This is a genomic window from Adhaeribacter rhizoryzae (genome assembly GCF_008629685.1).
Classification (GTDB): Bacteria; Bacteroidota; Bacteroidia; order Cytophagales; family Hymenobacteraceae; genus Adhaeribacter; species Adhaeribacter rhizoryzae.
In genome coordinates this window covers 415,085-436,267 of the sequence record NZ_VWSF01000002.1, presented here as the reverse complement: position 1 = coordinate 436,267, position 21,183 = coordinate 415,085, and the positions used below count along the sequence as shown (strand labels likewise).

The 21,183-nt window shown below is 45.6% G+C and carries 13 protein-coding genes; 7 read left to right on the top strand and 6 right to left on the bottom strand.

All coding sequences use genetic code 11. The features are described 5' to 3' along the window. The first annotated feature begins 338 nt into the window (after positions 1-338). The 3 genes from F0145_RS04835 (at position 339) to F0145_RS04825 (ending at position 6,716) form a co-directional block, all read left to right on the top strand. A complete protein-coding gene (locus F0145_RS04835; RefSeq protein WP_150087166.1) occupies positions 339-2,516 on the top strand; it encodes a carbohydrate binding family 9 domain-containing protein in 2,178 nt (725 codons plus the stop codon). A gap of 385 nt (positions 2,517-2,901) precedes the next feature. Next, positions 2,902-4,071, top strand: a complete 1,170-nt coding sequence (locus F0145_RS04830; protein WP_150087165.1) for an acyltransferase family protein — start codon at positions 2,902-2,904, stop codon at positions 4,069-4,071. 71 nt (positions 4,072-4,142) lie between these two features. Continuing rightward, the gene (locus tag F0145_RS04825; protein ID WP_150087164.1) at positions 4,143-6,716 is read left to right on the top strand and encodes a family 20 glycosylhydrolase; all 2,574 of its coding nucleotides are present in this window, start codon (positions 4,143-4,145) and stop codon (positions 6,714-6,716) included. Positions 6,717-6,829: 113 nt separating this feature from the next. On the opposite strand, the gene F0145_RS04820 is transcribed toward F0145_RS04825, so the two are convergent. The 6 genes from F0145_RS04820 to F0145_RS04795 all read right to left on the bottom strand — a co-directional run bounded on the left by F0145_RS04820 (position 6,830) and on the right by F0145_RS04795 (position 16,654). Then, a complete protein-coding gene (locus F0145_RS04820) occupies positions 6,830-7,450 on the bottom strand; it encodes a hypothetical protein (RefSeq protein WP_150087163.1) in 621 nt (206 codons plus the stop codon). 234 nt (positions 7,451-7,684) lie between these two features. Beyond that, positions 7,685-8,983, bottom strand: a complete 1,299-nt coding sequence (locus tag F0145_RS04815; RefSeq protein WP_150087162.1) for an HlyD family secretion protein — start codon at positions 8,981-8,983, stop codon at positions 7,685-7,687. 44 nt (positions 8,984-9,027) lie between these two features. Next, positions 9,028-11,229: a peptidase domain-containing ABC transporter gene (locus F0145_RS04810; protein ID WP_150087161.1), complete on the bottom strand. Its 2,202-nt coding sequence runs from the start codon at positions 11,227-11,229 to the stop codon at positions 9,028-9,030. 182 nt (positions 11,230-11,411) lie between these two features. Further along, positions 11,412-14,627 (bottom strand): type 2 lanthipeptide synthetase LanM family protein, encoded by a 3,216-nt coding sequence (locus F0145_RS04805; RefSeq protein ID WP_150087160.1) that lies wholly within the window; start codon positions 14,625-14,627, stop codon positions 11,412-11,414. A gap of 188 nt (positions 14,628-14,815) precedes the next feature. Beyond that, positions 14,816-15,046 (bottom strand): mersacidin/lichenicidin family type 2 lantibiotic, encoded by a 231-nt coding sequence (locus F0145_RS04800; RefSeq protein WP_150087159.1) that lies wholly within the window; start codon positions 15,044-15,046, stop codon positions 14,816-14,818. A 501-nt stretch (positions 15,047-15,547) separates the two neighbouring features. Then, positions 15,548-16,654: a sialidase family protein gene (locus tag F0145_RS04795; RefSeq protein WP_150087158.1), complete on the bottom strand. Its 1,107-nt coding sequence runs from the start codon at positions 16,652-16,654 to the stop codon at positions 15,548-15,550. Positions 16,655-16,946: 292 nt separating this feature from the next. Between F0145_RS04795 and F0145_RS04790 the strand changes: the two genes are divergently transcribed. The 4 genes from F0145_RS04790 to F0145_RS04775 all read left to right on the top strand — a co-directional run bounded on the left by F0145_RS04790 (position 16,947) and on the right by F0145_RS04775 (position 21,022). Continuing rightward, complete coding sequence (locus F0145_RS04790) at positions 16,947-18,596, top strand: carboxylesterase/lipase family protein (protein ID WP_150087157.1); 1,650 nt, start codon at positions 16,947-16,949, stop codon at positions 18,594-18,596. A 226-nt stretch (positions 18,597-18,822) separates the two neighbouring features. Beyond that, positions 18,823-19,020, top strand: coding sequence for a hypothetical protein (locus F0145_RS04785; protein WP_150087156.1), 198 nt, complete (start codon positions 18,823-18,825; stop codon positions 19,018-19,020). A gap of 159 nt (positions 19,021-19,179) precedes the next feature. Beyond that, positions 19,180-20,070 (top strand): DUF3078 domain-containing protein, encoded by an 891-nt coding sequence (locus F0145_RS04780; protein WP_150087155.1) that lies wholly within the window; start codon positions 19,180-19,182, stop codon positions 20,068-20,070. Between the two features lie 199 nt (positions 20,071-20,269). Beyond that, positions 20,270-21,022 carry a hypothetical protein gene (locus tag F0145_RS04775; RefSeq protein WP_150087154.1) on the top strand — a complete coding sequence of 251 codons (753 nt, stop codon included), beginning with the start codon at positions 20,270-20,272 and terminating at the stop codon, positions 21,020-21,022. The last annotated feature ends 161 nt before the right edge of the window (positions 21,023-21,183 follow it).

The window sequence follows — 21,183 nt, the reverse complement described above, 5'->3', positions numbered from 1 at the left end:
TATAAATATATTTAACATTGAGTTAGGTTAATAAAATTACAATTTCCGGCTCCCTGATTTTATTGCTTTTAGCCCAGGCAAGCCAAATTAGCAGCTAACCCATTATTTTGCCTTACAGAAATATAGCAATGCTTCAGAAACCCTACTTACCTTTTAGGCCGGGTAATTTATATTATTTGCGCTGCTTTAAAACCCCAATTTTTTTATTTTCGATGATACCATTTATGCTTAAAAGCATACCCGACCTAACCTTTGTTTAAGCCAGGTTTAAAAATATTAACTATGCCCTTAATAAGAGCTATTTTTTGCTCTAACTAAACCCAATACCGCGTACCTGCATGAAGAACTTTTACCTTTTATTTTTAATAATATTTAGCTGCCTCCCGGCTTTTGCCCAGAAAAAAAATGAAGCTTACCAATTACAACTGCGCAAAACTACTTTACCCGTAGAAGTAGATGGCCTAATGAATGAGGAAGCCTGGCAAAACACCGATGTCGCCAAAGATTTTTTTATGGTGTTGCCCATGGATACCAGCCGGGCTAAAACGCGCACCGAAGTACGCATGACTTACGACGACAAAAACCTGTACCTGATTGCGCTTTGCTACCACGCCTTACCCGGCCCATACTACGTAGAGTCTTTGCGCCGCGATTTTTCTTTCGGTAAAAACGATAACTTCCTGCTCTTTATGGACCCCTTTGACGACCAAACCAACGGATTTTCGTTTGGGGCCAATGCGGCTGGAGCCCAATGGGATGGCACCATGCACAGCGGCAGCGCCGTAGACCTGAACTGGGACAATAAATGGGTTTCGAAAGTAACCAACGATGCCGAGAAATGGGTGTTCGAAATGGCCATTCCGTTTACCACCATCCGCTACAAAAAAGATATTACCCGCTGGGGCATTAATTTCAGTCGTCTGGATTTAAAAACCACCGAAAAATCGAGCTGGACGCCCATTCCCCGGCAGTTCCCAACGGCTTCGCTGGCCTACACCGGCAACCTGGTTTGGGATCAACCGCCGCCGTCTACCGGGGCAAATATTTCGGTAATTCCGTACGTGCTGGGCGGCGGCGTAAAAAATTACGAACAAAATAAACCCGTTGATTATTTGCGCAAAGCCGGCGCCGATGTAAAAATAGGCATCACCTCGGCCTTAAATTTAGATTTAACCATTAACCCCGATTTCAGCCAGGTAGATGTAGACCGCCAGGTTACCAACCTCGAACGCTTTGAATTATTCTTTCCGGAGCGCCGCCAGTTCTTTCTCGAAAACGCCGATTTATTCGCCAACTTCGGCTACGCTAATATCCGGCCTTTCTTCTCGCGGCGCATTGGCCTTAACGTACCCATTCGGGCCGGCGCCCGTCTCAGCGGCAAAATAAACAAAGACTGGCGCATTGGGCTAATGGATATGCAAACCGCCAGCGTAGATGAAACCGGCTTACCCGCGCAGAATTTTGCTATTATGTCGTTGCAGCGCCGGGTATTTGCCCGCTCTAATATTGGGCTCTTGTTTGTAAACAAAGAATCGCTCAACTACCATCCAAAACAAGATACCGCCGCTCCTAACGCTTACACCCGCTTTAACCGCAACGTGGGATTAGAGTATAACCTGGCTTCGGCAAATAACGTCTGGACCGGTAAAGCTTTTGTGCTGAAATCTTTCACGCCCGATAAATCGGGGCAAGATTTGGTACAAGCAGCTCACTTGCAATACAAAAGTCGCAAATGGGATATATTGCTGCAGGAAGAATACGTAGGCAAAAACTTTACCGCCGAAGTAGGTTATGTGCCCCGTAATAATTATTATAAAATTAACCCGGTTGCAAGCCGGTTCTTTTTCCCGAAAAGCGGCCGCATTCTGAGCCACGGGCCTAAGCTAAGTACCATCCAATATTTCGACGATAAGTTTAAATCGACGGATTACCTGAATACTTTAGCTTATGCGTTTGCTTTCCGGACCCAAAGTACGTTTGCGGTAACGCTGGTAGATGAATATGTAAAATTATTACAGCCCTTCGACCCAACCAACACCGGCCGCGAAACTTTAGCCCGCGGCACCCGCCACCACTGGAAAGCCTGGCGCACCGAATATTTCTCGAAACCCCAAAGCGTATTTACATACGCCTTTAGCACCCGCTCGGGCAGTTATTATGCCGATGGTAGCCTAACAAACGTAGCCGGCGAAGTTGGTTATCGCTTTCAGCCTTACGTAAAACTGTTGGCCAACGCCAGTTACAACGATATTCGCCTGCCCGAACCTTGGGGAAATACCAATTTCTGGCTGGTGGGCTCGCAACTGGATTTAACCCTGACAAACAAAATATTCTTTTCCAGCTTTTTCCAGTACAACGAGCAAACCAACAATATTAACCTGAACACGCGTTTTCAGTGGCGCTACCAGCCTGCCTCCGACCTCTTTATTGTGTACACCGATAATTACCTCCCGGCTCCATTTTCGGTCCGGAACCGGGCCCTGGTACTAAAGCTAACTTATTGGTGGAATAGGTAATATTTTCTACTTAAAATATTGCTGGTTTGGGCAATAAAGCTTATTTGAAAAAAATTAAAACAACCACCCCCACCCCTCCTAAACTTAGGCGGGGAGCCCGGCTGAAGTAAAGCTTAGGCCTATCCAATGCATTAGCCTTAACTCCTTACCTAATTTAGGGAAGGTGCCCGGAGGACGGAAGGGTTAATTTCAGCCAGGAGAAAGGCTAACTAATCATTGAAAAAACTAATATTTTGAAATCACTTGCAAAACCCATAATATGGATGTTGATTTTTTAACGGCGCAATCTTTTAACTAGAATTATTTTGAATAAAATATAACTAACTACAAACAAGCAACATACAACCATAACCACCATTCTCACCACCCAAAAACAAGCTATTAAATGAATAAACTTTACACTACTCCCGCGGCTATTAATACCCCCCAGCTAACGGATAATAAAATACAGCGCTACTTATCGCTGGATGTGTTGCGGGGCATGACCATTGCCCTGATGATTGTGGTAAATACGCCCGGCAGTTGGGAAACCATTTACCCGCCTTTCCGGCACGCCCCCTGGCACGGCTTTACCGTTACTGACCTTGTTTTCCCTACTTTTCTGTTTGTGGTAGGTAATGCCCTCAGCTTTAGCATGCGCAAGTTTCAGGGCCACGACAGTGAATTTTTGAAAAAAATATTTAAACGAACGGCCTTAATCTTCTTAATTGGCCTTTTCCTCAATGCTTTTCCGTTTGTAACCCGCGTTAACGGAGAATTAACCTTAATTGATTTTTCGGGCATTCGAATATTTGGCGTATTGCAGCGGATTGCCCTTTGCTATGGTATTGCGGCTCTGGTTATTCATTATTTTAAGGCGCCCGGCGCTTTAATATTTAGCGGGCTAGCCTTACTGGGCTACTGGGCTATTATGTATATTTTCGGCGATCAACCCGACCCGTATACGTTGCCCGGCAATGCTGCCTTAAAACTGGATTTATGGCTTCTATCGGAAAAAAATGTTTACCAGGGCTACGGCATTCCTTTCGATCCCGAAGGTTTATTAAGTACTTTGCCGGCTGTAGTTAATGTATTAGGCGGTTATTTTGCCGGACGATTTATTCAGAGAAGTGGTAATAATAAAAACACGGTAATGCGGCTGGCGCTGGCCGGTGTTGTGCTTACCGCACTTGGTTTAATTTGGGATATTTTATTTCCAATAAATAAACCTATCTGGACCAGCTCTTACGTGGTTTATACCATTGGGCTGGATTTGCTCATATTAGCCACCATTATGCTGCTGATTGAAGTAGCCAATTTTAAAAGCTGGACTTACTTTTTTGAAGCTTTCGGCAAAAACCCTTTGTTCATTTATGCCTTGTCGGGGGTGCTAATCGAAACCTTGGGCTTAATTCGGGTAGATGGCCGGGGCTTACCCGGATGGTTGTACCAAAACCTTTTTACCTCCTGGCTTTCCGGCGAAAATGCCTCGCTGCTCTTTGCCATAACCTATATGTTGCTGCTCTGGCTAGTGGCTTACCTGATGGATAAAAAGAAAATTTATCTGAAAATTTAAGGCTAAGGTCAGAATTTCCTTTTTAAACCGTTAGCATTGTAAAACCATTTGTAAAAACCACGTTCAGCAGCATGAGAAAAATACTTGCCGGCACTTTTTTACTTAGTCATTTATTAACCATAGGCTGTTCGCAGGCCTCCCGCGAAGTAAAAACTTCTACCCAAACCATTACAGCCGCAACCCAAGCCCAAAATAATCCGCTTAAACTAACCTTAGAATTAAAAGATAACCGCTACCAAAATAAACCGCAGTCGAGGTTAGAACTGACCATAGCCAATACCGGCGAACAGGCTTTGCCGGCCAAAGGCTGGAAAATATTTTTTAACAGCAGCCGTCTCCGCACCGCCGACTCCACGGTAATACAGGTAAAACATTACAACGGCGATTTGTATTACCTGGCTCCCGGCTCTAAATTTAAAGAAATAGCCCCCGGCAAATCAGCTAAAATAGAAATAGCGGGCCGTTCTTTCCGCAACTATACCGATTTCCCATTGGGCTTATACCTGGTACTGGATAATAACCCGAAAAAAGGAATGCCGGTTGCCTTTGAAATAAAACCGGGTACGCACTTCCAGCAATCGGAACAGGCACTGGCTGCCAAAATATTTAAAGAAAACCAGATTATTCAGAATATTCCGGCCGAAAAATTAACCAAGGTATTCCCTACCCCGGTTACTTACCAGGAAAAAGGCCAACCATTTATTCTGAACGAAGAAACCATTATTGTAGCGGATAAAGACTTTCAGCGCGAGGCCGAAAGTTTAGCCCAAACCTTGCAAGGAATAATGGGCACCAAACCTGCTATTCAGAACCAGGGCAACGGCAAAGCTATCCGGCTACGCAAAGCTCAAAATATTCCATCAGAAGGTTACGAGTTAAAAGTAAACCCGAACGGTATTGAAATTATTGCTTCGGCACCGGCCGGCGCTTTTTACGGCATTCAATCGTTAAAAACCTTGCTGCCCGCATCGGCTTTTGCAGGCCGGGTAAATGCCGTAACCGTATCGGGTTTGGAAGTGAAAGATGCGCCGCGGTTTGGCTACCGGGGTTTCCAGATGGATATGGCCCGTAATTTTCAGCCGAAAGCGGAAGTGCTGAAGGTGCTGGATGTTATGGCGCTATACAAAATGAACGTGTTTCATTTTCATTTCAGCGAAGACGAAGGCTGGCGTTTAGAAATTCCGTCGTTGCCTGAACTAACTACCGTAGGCGCTACCCGCTTGCACGACCCCGAAAGTAAAACCGGTTTATTGCCTTCTTACGGCTCAGGGCCCGACAACACCACCGCGGCCGGTACTGGCTTTTATTCCCGCACCGATTTTATCGAAATATTAAAATACGCCCGCGACCGCCATATTCGGGTAATTCCGGAAATTGAATCGCCGGGCCACGCCCGGGCCGCCATTAAAGCCATGGATGCCCGCTACGAGCGCCTAATAAAAGAAGGTAAAAAAGCCGAAGCCGAGCGTTACCTCCTCCGGGATTTAAACGACAAATCTACTTACCGTTCGGTGCAAGGCTGGAACGACAACGTAATAGATGTATCGCTACCCTCGACCTATAACTTTTTAGAAACAGTGGTAGATGATATACGCGCCATGTACAAAGAAGCCGACGCCCCTTTAACCACCATTCACTTTGGCGGCGACGAAGTTCCCGGCGGAGTTTGGGCAAAATCGCCGGCGGTTAAAGCTTTAATGAGCAAAGATAAATCAATTAAAACCGTTGATGATTTGTGGTATTATTATTTTGGCAAAGTAAACCAGTTGGTTAAAGCGCGTAACTTATATTTATCGGGTTGGGAAGAAATTGGCCTGAAAAAAGTAGTACAGAACGGCAAAGTAAACTGGATACCGAACGAAACATTTGCTAACCAGAACTTTCACGTAAACGTCTGGAAAAACAGTCCGGGTTCCGGAGCCGAAGATTTAGCTTACCGCATGGCCAACGCCGGCTACAAAGTAATATTAACGGGTGTTACCCACCTCTACCTCGATTTAGCTTATAATACCTCGTACTACGAGCCGGGGCAATACTGGGGTGGTTACGTAGACCTGGAGAAGCCCTTCTATTTTATTCCGTACGATTATTTGCGCAATTTAAGAGAAGACGATAACGGCAACCCCATTAACCGCGCCACTATTAAAAGCAAAGAACCATTAACTGCCAAAGGTCGGGCCAATATTGTGGGTATGGAAGCGCCGCTCTGGTCCGAAACCAACCGGTCGCCGCAGGACTTTGAATACAAGATGCTACCCAAATTGCTGAGTGTGGCCGAACGCGCCTGGTCAAAAGACCCGGCCTGGGCTACCGAGAAAGATGCTACTAAAGGCCAAAATATGTATAACCAGGCCTGGTCGGAGTTTGTGAATGTGGTGGCCAAACGAGAATTGCCGCGCCTGGATGTTTACAGCGGTGGTTTTAATTATCGTATTCCTACCCCGGGTGCTGTTATCCAGGATGGCAAAGTTACCGCCAACGTGCAGTTCCCAGGATATACCATCCGGTACACCACCGATGGCTCGGAACCTACTGCCACCAGCCCCGAATATACCCAACCAGTTACCGCCCAAGGCACTATTAAGTTAAAAGCCTTTAACCCGGCTGGCCGGAGTAGCAGCACCGTTACTTTGGAGAATAAATAAAACTAGCATTAAAATTAAAATTGATAGTTGTGCAACTGGCCGAGTCGGATGACCGGCCAGTTGCATTTTAATTAAAATGTAATTCAAAAATCTGCTAAAGAAAGTAAAGTAGCTTATACCCGCCCGCCCTTGTAAAATGAGTAAAGAGCCGTAAATACCCCCGTAGCATTAAATATATAGGCCAGTTGCAGGTTAAAATAAGATATATTAATACTTAACAAAACCAAAGCGAACCCCGAAAGCCAGAGAAGCCCCATTTTACCAGGATTCTGGCTTGCCTGTATTGGGAGAGTTGTTTTAAACCCAATCAGATGGAGCAGTTTGGGAGCTTCGGCCAACAGCAATAATAAATTGAGCACCAAGAAAACCGCTATTACATAAGGGGTGCCCTGCCAATCCAGCGAAATGGTTATAACCAGAATATTTAACAGCATCGGCAGTAAACTGATGGCACCTAACGTGCGATAGCGCAGGGTTAGTAATAAAAAGCCAATGGTTACCTGCGCATAGGCCACAAAGCGGGCGAACAAACCCAAATTATATTCTTCCAGGCGGGCTTCGAGCCAAACCGGCCCAATTAACCCAGGAAACTTATGTTCGAAAAATAGCTTAGCTAAGCCCGAAGAGAAAAAAATAAAGCCCAGGAAAATACTAATGCCGTTCAGTACGAAGGCTTTTTTATTTACCTGTTTAAAAGCAAAGTGGGAAACATGAGCATCAACTTGGGTTTCCATATTTAAAACTTTAATTTCATTTCTTTACGACCGGTAATTGCAATATTACTATGCTACTTTAATTAGGCTTATGAACTCACTTGTGTCATTCAGGAGGAACCTATGTAGCAGGTAGCCAAATAGTTTCCTCCTGAATGACACGAGTGGGTTGCTTAGGCTTCAATTTTCCAAACTTCAATAATTTTAACTTGAAATCCATTGAAAATGAATATCCTTCCCTACTATTAGCTATACTTAAATATGCTCGCCTAAAGATTTGAGTTGGTAGAATACTCTTTCCATGAGCCGCAAATCTTCGGTAATGATTTCGGCGTTTCCCTGCATTTCCTGCTTAAATAGCAGTTTTTTGTTGTAACTGGTTTTTAAGCCTTGGGGCAAAGTAATTTCGATGGCGTACATATTATCTTTGGGTACCAGCGATATAGATTTTACTTTTCCGTACACGGTTCCAAATTCCTCGAACGGAAAGTTTTGGAGGTAAATATTCACTTTCTGGCCGGTTTTTACCTTACCGGAGTTCTGAATGGGCATTAATACTTTTCCGATAACTGCTTCCTGCTTATCCGGCACAATTACCATCACCTCGTCGCCGGCATTTACAAACTGGTTGCTGCTCCAGAATTTCAAGTACGTGAGTTTGCCGGCCACCGGGGCTTTAAGTAAATATTTTTGCTCCCAGTTGGCTAAAGCGCCGGACAAGGTTTTGTAAGCTTCGGTTAAGTTCAGCTCGTATTGTTTTTGCTTTTCCTCGTTCTGGATTTCTAATAAGGTTAGGGCTTTTTGTAATTCCGAGAGCCGGATGCGGGTGCCGGCAATGCTGGTTTCCAGTTGTTCGAAACTGCGCCGGGTGCGGATTAGCTCGCGTTCGTTATCTTCCAGTTGTTTGTCGGCAATTACTTTGTCTTTATAAAGCGTTAGGTTACGGTCGTAATCTTTTTGCACCAGCCCCACTTCGGTTTTAGAAATAGTTTTTTCTTTTTGCTGATTGGCTAATAAATTGGTGTATTCCTGTACTTCCTGCCGGGTAGAACTTATTTCTTTCGCTACCGGGTCCAGCCTTTTGAAAAGCGCCAGTTCATTATACGCCCGGTAAAAAACGGCGTAATCTTTTTGCAACTCGCCCAAATTAACATTGTCCGGCAAGTTCAGGCTTTGGTCTGTTACCAGGTTGGTGTACGGAACCGTCTGTAAGGTATTTATCAGGCTGAGCACATCTTTGCTATTTGCGGGGTTTTCGATAATACCCAGAATGGCGCCTTCGGCTACTTGTTCATTTTCTTTGTAGGCCAGGTGCATGATTTTACCGCTGACGCGGGCCACCAATCGGGCCGGCGGATTCGAGGTGGTTAATACTACATTCGAGGTGAGCACATCGGGGTATTTTATCAGCCAGCTCAGGCTTAAAAATATTACCATTGTCAGAAAGATGCAGGTCGTGCCCCACCGGATTAGCCAGTGCGGAATGTGCGCCATTACTTCCCGTACTTCATCGCTCCGCTCCAGCGCCTGGTCTATTTTGCTATATCCATCCATTTTAGTAATTTCTTTTAGATTTCTAACTGCCTAATCTGATTTTTTTAATTGCCCAGTTCCAGTTGATTTTTTACCAGGGTATAGTAGGCGCCTTTGGTTTGGGTTAAATATTCGTGCGAGCCGCTTTCAATAATGCGGCCGTGTTCCATCACCAGCACCTGGTCAGCGCTTTTTACGGTGCTCAGCCGGTGCGCAATTACTACCACCGTCCGGCCGATGTAAAACTCTTCTAAGCGCCGCATGATAATTTTTTCGTTGTTGGCATCCAGGGCGCTGGTCGCTTCGTCAAAAAACAAAAACTCCGGATTTTTATAAACTGCCCGGGCAATCAGGATGCGCTGTTTCTCGCCGCCGCTCAGCGAAATACCATCGCCGCCAATTTTGGTGTTATAGCCCAGCGGTAAAGCCTCAATCAGGCCTTCAATATTGGCTACCCGCACTGCGTGCAGTAATCGTTCCCGGTCGATGGAACTGTTGGAGTCAGATTCAGTAATATTGCGGGCAATGGTATCGGCGAAAATAAAACCGTCCTGCATCACGGCGCCGCATTGTTCCCGCCAAGCCTTGGCACTGATATTATTCAGGTTAATATTGCCTACCTGAATTTTGCCTTTGGTGGGCGCATAAAACTTCAGCAACAACTTTAGCAGCGTTGTTTTGCCGCTGCCGCTGGCACCCACAATGGCCGTTACTTTACCTTCGGGAATATAAAAATCCAGGTCTTTCAAAATTTCGGGCGCGTGCGGCCCACCGTAGCTGAAGCTGACATTGTTAATATGAATGTCTTTGTTGTAAGCCGGAATCAGAGCGGTTTTATCGGCGCTGGTATCTTCCTCTTCTTCCTTGTCGTGAATTTCTCCTAAACGCTGTAAGCTGAGCGAGGCATCCTGGGCGGCCCGGGTAAACGTGATAAAATTATTGATGGGCTCGTTTAATTGACCAATTATATATTGCACGGCCAGCATCATACCCAGGGTCATATCACCTTCGATAACGGCTTTGGCCGAGAAAAACGTGATGAGAATATTTTTAACCTGGTTGATAAAATTACCGCCCAAACTTTGGAACTGCGACACGCCAAGTCCTTTGAGCGAGGTTTTAAAAAGTTTTACCTGCGTAGCCTCCCATTCCCAGCGTCTTCTTTTTTCGGAGTTGTTCAATTTAATTTCCTGCATCCCCTGAATCAGTTGCAGCAGGTTGCTCCGGTTTTCCGATTCCTGGCTGTAGCGTTTAAAATCGAGGGTGGCTCTTTTCTTCATAAAGAATAATACCCACACCGCATAAAGCGCCGCTCCCACCAAAAATATCACCAGAATAGAAATATCATAGAAGGCCAGGATGGTACCGAAAACTACCAGGTTAACAATCGAGAAAAGCGTATTCAGGGTGGTGGAAGATAAAAAAGCTTCCACCCGGTTGTGGTCTTCAATCCGCTGCATCAAATCGCCGGTCATTTTGGAATCGAAAAAAGCAATGGGCAGCTTCATTACTTTTATCAGGAAATCCGAAATAAGCGAAATATTCATGCGGGAGCCCACGTGCAGCAAAATCCAGCTCCGGATAACTTCCACCATCGATTGCGAAAAGAACAGCATGAGTTGCGCAACCAGAATAAGGTAAATAAAATCAATATCCTGGTTTTTGATGCCGTAATCAACCACGCCTTGCGTCAAGAAAGGTAAGGTTAGTTGCAAGACGCTGGCGACTACCAGGCCAATAAACAACTGGTAAATATACCGGGTGTAAGGTTTCAGGTAAGGCAGCAGCAGTTTAATACCTTGTTTGCTTTTTTCCTGCTTGTCTTCTTTCTCGTAAAATTCGGGGGTAGGCTCTAATAATAAAGCAATACCTTCTTCGGCCGCGTTCTTATTTTTTCCCAGCCAGCCGTTCAGAAATTCTTCTTTGGTATAAGTAACCAGCCCAAAACCCGGATCAGCAACAAATACTTTATCCTTGCTGATTTTATAGAGCACCACAAAATGCTTTTGCCGCCAATGCACAATGCAAGGCAGCAGCATACTATTTTGTAAGGCAGTATATTTAATTTTAACGGCCAGGGTGCGCATGCCAATGGTTTCGGCGGCATCGGATAAGCCTATCAGCGAAACGCCTTCGCGCGAAGTGTAGCTTTTTTCCCGGAGGTAATCGGCGCTAAATACCCGACCGTGGTGGGCCGCAATCATTTTCAGGCAGGTGGGCCCGCAATCCATCTCGTCGAGCTGCCGGTAAAAAGGAAATTTTTTCATGCTATTTGTGCTTGGTTATTGGGTTAAGGGCTTCTTTCTGTCGCTATCGCGAGCGTCCCGCTCGTGATGTTTTCATCCGGCCTCTGGCCGCTGTAACCGGTAGTTTATTTATTTACACATGCCAGAGGCCTTAGGAATGAAGGCACGAGCGGGACGCTCGCGCCAGCAAAGAATCCGCAATATTATTCTAAAATGGGCGGCTCCAGGGTTAGGATAGAAGGCATGGGAATGGCATTGCTTAAGCGGAGCATTTGGTAGCCGATACCCGCAATACCCGTCATAAAACCCGGAATTTCGATATTTTGGGCGGTACCGCAAAGCCAGCCGTGTTCCTGCATGCTTTGCAAGAGCACCTGGGCAATTTTCCCGGCTTTAATTTTTAAGGCATCGTCTTCGAAAATAGCCGCCGCATCGGCCAATAATTCCAGGTTGCCGAAGTCGCCGTGGCAAAGCGAATGGTTACGGCCGAAGCCTTGGTGGGTAGTGGTTTGAATAGCCGCTTCTATTTCTTCTACCACCTGGTTGTCGTGGAGGAAGTCTAGCATTTTTAGGCGGGCTAAGCCAATGCCGGCGGCACCGGTACACCAGGCTACCATGTCGTTGTGCGATTCGGGGGTAGAAGAACTGGCTTTCCGCAGATCCAGCCAATTATTGCGCTCGGGTACAAACAAGGTTCTTTCGTACGCAATACCTTCCAGGGCCAGCGTTTTAAATTGCTCTTGCCGGGTAAGCAGGTATAATTTAGCTAAGGCATAGGCAATGCCGGCGTTGCCGTGGGCAAAACCAGCCAGCGGTTGCTGGTGTTCTATTTTCCAGGCTTTACCGGTGGGCATGGCAATTGCGTTTTCTTCTAAGTGCCGGCCTAACTTAATTGCCAGGTTTGAAGTAGCTGCGGCGGGGCGCACCCGGTACAAAGCCAGCAAACTTAAAATCATGCCGGCCGAACCCGTAACAATATCTACATCTTTACCGGCTGGCAAATACGGATCTAAAAACCCGATTACCGCTTCGGCCCGGTCGAGTAAATCTGCGCGCTGCCACAATATTCCCAAATGGGTGTAGAGGTAAATAATGCCTACCCAGCCATCAAACATACCCAGCCGCTTCACAAAATTATCGGCCATGTAGTCATCGGTGGTAGAAATAACGGTGTTCAACGATTGCTGGGCTAAGCGGGTATATTTGGGTTCGCCGGTAACGTGGCCCAGGTAAGCCAAAAACAAGGTTACGCCCGGCAAGCCGCTGTATAAATCCATCGCCAGCGGATTAATGTCGTAGTTCTTGCCTCTTAAAACCAGGCCAATCCAGTTGGCATTATCTTCGGTTATAAAGGCCAGCGACTGCAACCGATCTCCTATATTTTTGGCGGCAGCTATTAAGCTTTCTTCAGTAGCTTCGGTGGTTAATTTTTGGGCTAAATAATTTATACTAGCGGTATGATGCTGTTCTACGGGGGCCGATGACGAAAGCGAAGCCCGGATAAACCAGCATTGCTTTTCGCAATCGGCGGCGCTTAAGTTTTCTATTTTGTAGCGCACTTGCTCCAGGCCGGTGGCTTCGTAAAAATCGGTTACACTTTGGTTATCATCGAGCCACAAACTTTTGGCGTTGGGTTTGGTTACGAAAACCGGTATGTCCATTTTATGCAGGGCTGCTTGCTCCGCATCAATTACTTTTTCCACGTCGGGCCGACCAGGGGCTTCTTCCCAGAGTTTATCAAATAAAATATCGCGCTCGTATGCATCCCTTAGAAAATCGGGGTGAAAGCTGGCATATAATATTTGGGTATAAGTGGCGGTTTGCCGGTACATTACCCGGATGTGGTCGTTGGCAAACATATCCAAAATACTGCCTGCGGCTAACAATTCGGCTTTGCTTTGTAGTATTATTTGGTAGGTATGCCGGAAGCCGGCTTCAATCTGATCGGCATATTGGAAATAGTCAGATTTTTCGCCTTGCAGCAAGGCCACGTTCTTAGAACCCTGGTACACAATCTGCTGCTGCACCAATTTCATTTCGTCGGTAGCGTCGGCAATCCAGACGGGGGCAGCCATGGGGCTTAGTTTACCGGCAGAATCGTTCAAGCCGCCCACATCAATGCCTTCGTTTTGGTCGTTTAAATACAGGCGCATGGGCAGCAATTGTACTTTCAGCACCGAAAGTTCGAGCTGATTAAATATATCGGAATACACCCCGTGGTTTTTGTGTACCATGTTGGGGTGAAACAAAGATTCTATGTCAATAAGCACCGGATGTTCGCCGGCCGCAATAATATTTTCTAAGTGAAAATCAGTGGCGTTGATGCTGTAAAGAATGGCTAATAAACTGCCGTAGCGTTCGTAATATTGCTCTAATTCTGCTTTGGATTGGCAGGCAGTATGTTCAATAAATTCTACCCAACCGTAAGTTTCACGGTTCAGAATGGTTAATATTCTAAAAGGATTGGTTACGCCTTTTTGGTTGTACCACTGCAATAATTCCTGAAAATGGGCTTCTACCGCCAATGGTCGGGGTTTGTACACTACTTTTTTGCCCGAAACAAAAGTTACGATGGTTACGGTTTGGCCGCCCCGGTGCCGGTCGCCGGCACTCGTAATTATTTTATTTATGGTATCGTTTTCCGCAATGCCAAAAACCGACAATAGTTGGGTCCAGTCGGTGTGCAATCTTTCTAAAAACAAGCTACTATTTTGGTACCAGCTATCGAGGTAATCGCTGATTTGCCGGATTAATACCGGATATTCCTCGGCCAGGGCCTGGCGGCGTTCCGGCGTTCTGATTAGCTTAATAAAACTATTAAATCTTTCTGCGGGGGTTTCGCCGGTTAGTTCGTCTTTCAGCCGGGCAATATTCATTTCCAGCACCAAGGTGCGGTTTACCATTTCGTACAACTTCGCCGGAATATTATCGACCAGGTGGTTTTTAATATTTTCTATGGCAAAAGCATGGCCCCACTTACCAGCAGCAACGTTCGCATCAATAGTATTGGTTAACCGCTGCACCGCTTCCCGAATTAAAGGTTCTACAAAATCCAGGAAACCGGCTACCGGTACCCGGCTCAAATATTTTTCGGAGAAGTACGTGTAGTTTTCGGCAATATCGGTGTTTAACTGGGCGAGCTTTTGCTGTAAACTAATCTGGTTAAAAGAAATAAAATCTTTTAAAATATTGGTTGGTGCGCCGGTAAGGTTAATAAATTCTGCCTCGGTTAAGTTATATTTTTGCAGTTTCTTCCCAAAATATTCCCCCTCCGAAAACGGGTACCGCGCTTTCCATTTCTCGGCCAGTTTAGAGGAGGCCTCCGGCCCGGATGGGAACGCAACGTTTATATTTTTTACGAAAGCAGCTCTTTCTTTCAGGGTTAAGGCTTTTAACAGGCAGTTTGTATCTAGTTTCATAGTTCTGGTTGGTGAATAGTTCGGCGGAAAAAGGTTTAGAGCGGGAGAAAAAAACAATAGAAGTAAGAAAGACAAGCGCCGGCAAGTAATAGGTTACTTTGTTGGGATATCTTCTTACTTCTATTATTTATGAGGTTGGTGTTAATTTAAGTTGGCGGTAAAACGCGCCTTAAACTTAGGCGGTGTTATTACCAGTAGTATGGGTTGCAAGAATAACCACCATTGCACTCCCCGCTAACCGAGCAGAACCAGCCAGAAGAAGGACGGCCGCCAGAAATATTGCGCAGGGCAATGTTGTCCAGTAATGCGTTAGAATCGTTTACTGGGTTTTCAGGAAGAGATTTTAATTGCTCTTCGGTTAAAGTGGCTCTGTAAGCAGCATCTTTCCAAGCCCGGATTACATCTACATTATTTTTCATAGTTTTGTCTTTGCCTCCTGTCCCGTTATTACACCGCGTAACAACTTCGTTTTGGCTGATTCAAACATACTATGCGGCCTACCCGTTTTGAAAATAATTAAAAATGAATGACCGAAGCTAAACGTTGAGTGGCTAAAAATTAAAGTTGAAAGCCGGTAAATAAGGGTTTGCACATACCGGCGAAAGACAGCCGTAATCAGGGGAATATTTATATTTGGGGCTCTTCCTTCGCCCAGTAAGGATTAAATTAGCTGATTTTTTTAGCGCTTACATAAGATAAATTCAGGTAGCTGACTGGTTTTGGTTTGAATTAAATCCAATATCTACGTTCCGGTGCAGAGGCGTTTTCTAAATTATTATGGTAAAGTAAATTCAGATCCCATATCACTCATCTTACCTATTCGAACATAACGAACACACCCCACACTAATCTTAAAGACTTGTGTGGGGTGTTTAAACATGAGAATAATCTAAATTAAATCTTAAACCTAAGGGCTTACCTTAAAAAGAAACTTTCCCTTTCCAGAAAGCAATGCGTTGGCGGTTCCAGGTATAACAAGCTATTAAATGGCCATCCTGGTAAAAAATATCGGGGTAAGAAAGCTCGGTTTTTTCCTGTCCTTTTTGCTCAATATCAAAAGTAGTAGGCCAGGTTTTACCATTGTCGGTAGATACGGCCACGGTTATGGGGTAACGTTTGCCCCAGTTTTCGCCGACCGGGTTGTATATTACGGCAATGGTATCACCGGCTATTTGGGTAACATCAATGCCACTGTTATTATTCGGGAGGTCGGTGGGGTAAATGGGACTCCAGGTTTTACCGAAATCGTCGGAGTCGCTGCGGCAGATTTTACCACCCGAACTGCGCATGAGCATGTGCACCTGCCCTGGTTTAGATTCCCAAAAAGCTGGCTGAATAACGCCTTCGCCTTTTACTACGCTGCGGTCGAGGGGCAGTTTGCCCGTTGAAGTCCATGTTTTGCCGCCATCAGTACTCCGGTCGATAAAGACATCCCAAACTTTGTTGCGCTCAATAGAAGCCGGCGCCAGCCAGGTACCATCCGATAACACCAAGGGCTGGTTCCGAACCGGGCCGCGCCCGCCTTTATCGCCCGGCACCAGTTCGGTAGGCTTGCTCCAGGTTTTGCCCTGGTCATCGGAGTGCTGCACCCAGGTTTCCCAGTAATCTATTTCTTTGCCTACTTTAAAATACAGGTAAACCCGGCCATCCGGCCCGTTAAACAATACCGGGTTCCAGTGCGCATCGTTCCGGACTTTTACGGCCTGGTATGGTTTCGACCAGTTGCCGGGTTGCCCGTGTGCCATCCAAATACCTACATCATCATTTTTTTCGTGCGAACCGGCAAACCAAGCCACCAGGTAATTGTTATTTTTTAAGCCTATCATGGTAGAAGCATGGCATTGCGGAAAAGGCCGATCATCTTCAAAAATATGTTCGTACAAAATTGTTTTAACTACCGGAGCTGTCGCCGTCGCATTTTCTTTATCCGTGGTCGGCTGAGATACGCCACTAGTTTTAGGAGATGTGCAGGAAAAGGCTATTCCGCAAAATAAAAAAAGCAAGGCACCACTAAATAAATGCTTCATCAGGCTCTAGGATTTGGTTTATTTACTTTTTAAGCAATTACAAGATTTACATCGAAAAAAGGTAAAATATTGGCAGAAACAGGTTGGAATTAACTTTCAGACAGTAAGCTTAACTATTGCGGTTAAATATAACCGGCTTCTGCTATTATTTCTAAAATCCGGGAATAAAATGGCGCTGATTGTTTAAAAATATTTTAAGTTCTTGCGGCGCTATGCATAATAATTTATAGTATTATACCTTTATTAAAATTACTATTCAACATCCAAACATTCACCCTTATTTTATTAATTTATGAAGTATGTAAATAATATGCTTTGGGCCTGCTTGCTGGCGGTAACGTGGCTGCCGGTTAGCCTGGCCCAAACCAAAACTGGCGGTAGCGCGGCTGCCAATCAGGTAAAAACGGCCAATGGCGTGCTGGAAGGCACCACCGAACAAAGCGGCATCCGCAGTTTTAAAGGCGTACCGTTTGCGGCCCCGCCAGTTGGCAATTTACGCTGGCGCGAACCCCAACCCGCAAAAAATTGGCAGGGCGTGCGCAAAGCCACCCAATTTGGCCCCAGAGCCATGCAACTGGCCTTATTCGGCGACATGAATTTCCGGTCGAATGGCATGAACGAAGATTGCTTGTATTTGAACGTGTGGACGCCGGCTAAAACCGGAAAAGAAAAACTGCCGGTGCTGGTATATTTTTACGGTGGTGGCTTTGTGGCCGGCGATGGTTCGGAGCCGCGTTACGATGGGGAGAGCATGGCCCAACAAGGCATGGTAGCCGTAACGGTTAATTACCGGCTGGGCGTGTTCGGGTTTATGACGCACCCCGAATTAACCAAAGAATCGCCGAACAAAGCATCGGGTAATTATGGCCTGCTAGACCAAAGCGCTGCTTTAAAATGGGTTAAACAAAATATTGCGGCTTTTGGCGGTGACCCGTCCAAAGTAACCATTGCCGGCGAATCAGCGGGTTCTTATTCGGTAAGTGCCCAGATGGCTTCGCCGTTATCTAAAAACCTGATTGCGGGGGCTATTGGCGAAAGTGGTTCTTTGTTATCGCTGCAACCAACTACCCCCTTGGCGCAATCTGAGCAGAACGGGGTAACTTTTGCAACCAGCTTAGGTGCTAATTCGCTGGCTGCCTTACGGGCTCTTCCTGCCGACCAGTTACTACAAGCTACCAGCAAACCCGGCACGCCCCGCTTTTCGGTGGTAGTAGATGGGTATTTCTTCCCCAAAGCGCCCTCCGAAATATTCACGAGCGGTCAGCAAGCCAAAGTACCTTTGCTGGCGGGCTGGAACTCCGAAGAGTCTGGTTTCCGGGGTATTCTGGGACAAGAGGCACCCACTCCGGAAAATTACAAGAAAGCTTTGGAAAAACAGTTTGGCGAACGGGCCAGCGACGTGCTTAAAGCATATCCTGCCACCACCGAAGACGAAGTAATACAGGCTGCCACCGCCCTCGCCGGCGACCGTTTTATTGGCTACAGCACCTGGAAATTAATAGATGTACACGCACAAACCAGCGGCAAACTGGTTTACCGCTACATGTATTCCCGTCCGCGCCCCGAAATGACACCCGAAATGGGTAATGCTACGCCCGGTTTAGCCGGTGGCGTTATCCGGAACGCCGATCCGAACGTAAAAAAAGCACCACCGGCTCGCGGCGCGGTACATTCCGCCGAAATTGAATATGCCATGGGTAACCTGGCTACGAACAAAGTTTACGCCTGGACGCCCGAAGACTATAAAATTTCGAAACTAATGCAAAGCTATTTTGCCAACTTTATTAAATCCGGCAACCCCAACGGTCAGGGCTTACCTACCTGGCCCGCCCTTAAACCCGGCAGCCCGGCCCCGGTTATGAACATAGACGTAAATACCCGCCTGGAAACCGATAAAAACCGCGAGCGCTATTTACTGCTGGAAGAGCTCGCAAAAAAATAGATTTATTCTGTAAAATTATTTAATGCCCCTTTGAAGTAGAATATTCTATTCTCCTCTTCAAAGGGGCTTTTTATTTTTCTCTAATTTTGTTACAAATATTGTTGTAGTCTGGAATAATATTATTCCAATTCCCACGTGCCGGCACCCCATTGGGCTAAAGCTTTGAAAACCAGCTTAAATTTACTATATTTAAAAAGTAAAAGCTTCTCTAAAACTTCTAAGCCGGATGAAAAAATTATTGATTTTTAGCTTTATTTTTTTGTTTCTGGCCGCCTGTGGTCAGGAATCTTCGCCGGAAGGCCGCATGACCATGAAGGTAGAGGATTTACAAAAGCAACTCGACAGCCTGAAATCGCAAAACGCTGCTATACTGGATAGTTTGGGCAAGATTAATGAAGCTTTGCAAGCTCAAAAAAGTAAATAATTGGCCTTTGCCGGCTTAGCGCTTAATTCTGCTTTTAGTTAAATATTTAAGGAAGTAAGTTGCTTTTGTAGTGAGGCTAATTAATAGAGTGGCAAAATAATTATTTTCAAACCCAGCTTACGGTCGTGTGCTACGGAGGTAAGCATAAATCTATACGCTATGAAAATATTTACACTACTATTATTCTTTGCTCTCGGGCAGGCAACCGTTTATGCCCAAACCGATACCACCTACTGGCGGCGTTCCTTTTCTTCAGGCCTTAACTTAAACCAGGCTACTTTCAGCGACAATTGGCGGGCCGGCGGCATTAATTCCATTGCCATTGGCCTATTCAGCAACGGCAAAGCCGATTTTAAGCGGGAACGCATATCCTGGGACAATGAAATGCAGCTCCAGTACGGTTTATTCCGGAACAAGGGCCAGGATACCCGCAAAAACCTCGACCGCATTTTCCTCGATACCAAATACGGTTACAGCATCAGCTCCGACTGGAACACCTTTGTTTCGGCTAATTTTTTGTCGCAGTTCGACCGGGGCTTTGAATATGATGTAGATAGCCTGCCGGATAACCGGCGGTTAATTTCAAATTTTTTATCGCCTGGCTTTCTCACCTTTGCGCTAGGTTTGGAGTTTAAACCGGTAGATTGGTTCTCGGTTCGGTTTAGCCCGTTTGCCCCCCGCTTTACTTTTCTCACCGACCAGAACGTGCGGCCAAACCCAAACGAGGTGGTATACGGTGTGCCGGTAGGTCGCCGGGTGCGGCAGGAATGGCTGGCGGCCCAAATTCTAGCCAACCTGAATAAAGATATTGCCACTAACCTAAACCTGAAATTGCTTTACCTGGGCTTTGCCAATTACGAAACCCTGGCCTGGCGCAACATCGACCACCGGCTGGATGCCGTAATTACCGCCAAAGTTAACCGCCTGATAAGTGTAAATATTACCGGCGTGGCCTTATACGACCGCGACCAGGACCACCAAATTCAATACAGCCAGGCACTTGCCCTCGGAGTTATATATAACATCCAGAATTTTACCGATAAAAAATAATTACCCTAACTTTCATTTAAATAGCCGTTTCGGGCATTGGCAATAAATTTTTAAGGAAGAAATACCTTTGACCTGAATATATTTTCCCCGGCTGCTATTGGGGCCAGCACCCCCCCGGAATTTGGACTTAAACCGGCCTGTATGAAGCAAATATTAACTTAAAATGCTTATATTTAAGTAGGTATAAATAACTCATGCCATGAAAACTACTTTAACTTCTGAAAACCCGGCTGCTATAAAAATAATTAACCGCACCGATGCTGATTTAATCATCCAGAATATAAAAAAGGAGTTGCAAACCTGGAAATTGAAAAACTTTTTATACCATTTGCTGGTGGGGGTGCTGGGTACCGTTGCCATTCTCGGTTCGGTAATTGTTTCGGTTTATTTAGATACCCGCTCCGAAATATTAACCGCCGAAAGACTAAAATTAATTGCCATTGCCTCTACCGTTTCTTTATCTATTTTATCGGCTTTTAATATTATTTCTAAAACCAACAATTATATTGCAGCCTGCGATTTAATGCAGGTTGCCTTATTTAAACACAATGCCAGGCTCATTAACCTGGGTACTTTAATTGAGGTCTATGATAAAGCAAATAAAATTATTGGCGGCATTAATTTTAACTTCGATAAAAACTTTACCGGCGCTCCGGGCAAAACCGTGGTTTCGGTAGATACCGCAGAGGAGATGCCGGTAGTTGAAAATGAACGTATTCCGGCTGATGAAACAGACAGCGACTTAGAAGCAAAAGAATTAGAGGCGAAAGAGAATATCCCCGCTAAAAGCAAAAACCAAAGCAATTTATTTAAAACAAACGCCGGCAAATCCACCCCCCCAGCTGCCGGTTCGCAGGCAAACCTACCCATAACATCCGCCGAACCGGCCCCGGTAAAATCCGAAGCCATCATTAATACCGATGAGGTTTCGGTAATGGTATCGGAAAAATAATAGTACGTATCTGCCCCTAAAATCAGTACGCCTGCGCTATACCCGCGTACCTGGCTAATTAAAACCAGGCATAAACAGCCTGCTATAACCTATATTTAAAACAAACTTATTTTTAGTTTTGCGTACCAGCAGAAAGCGCAAAATATACAGCGCTTTATTGC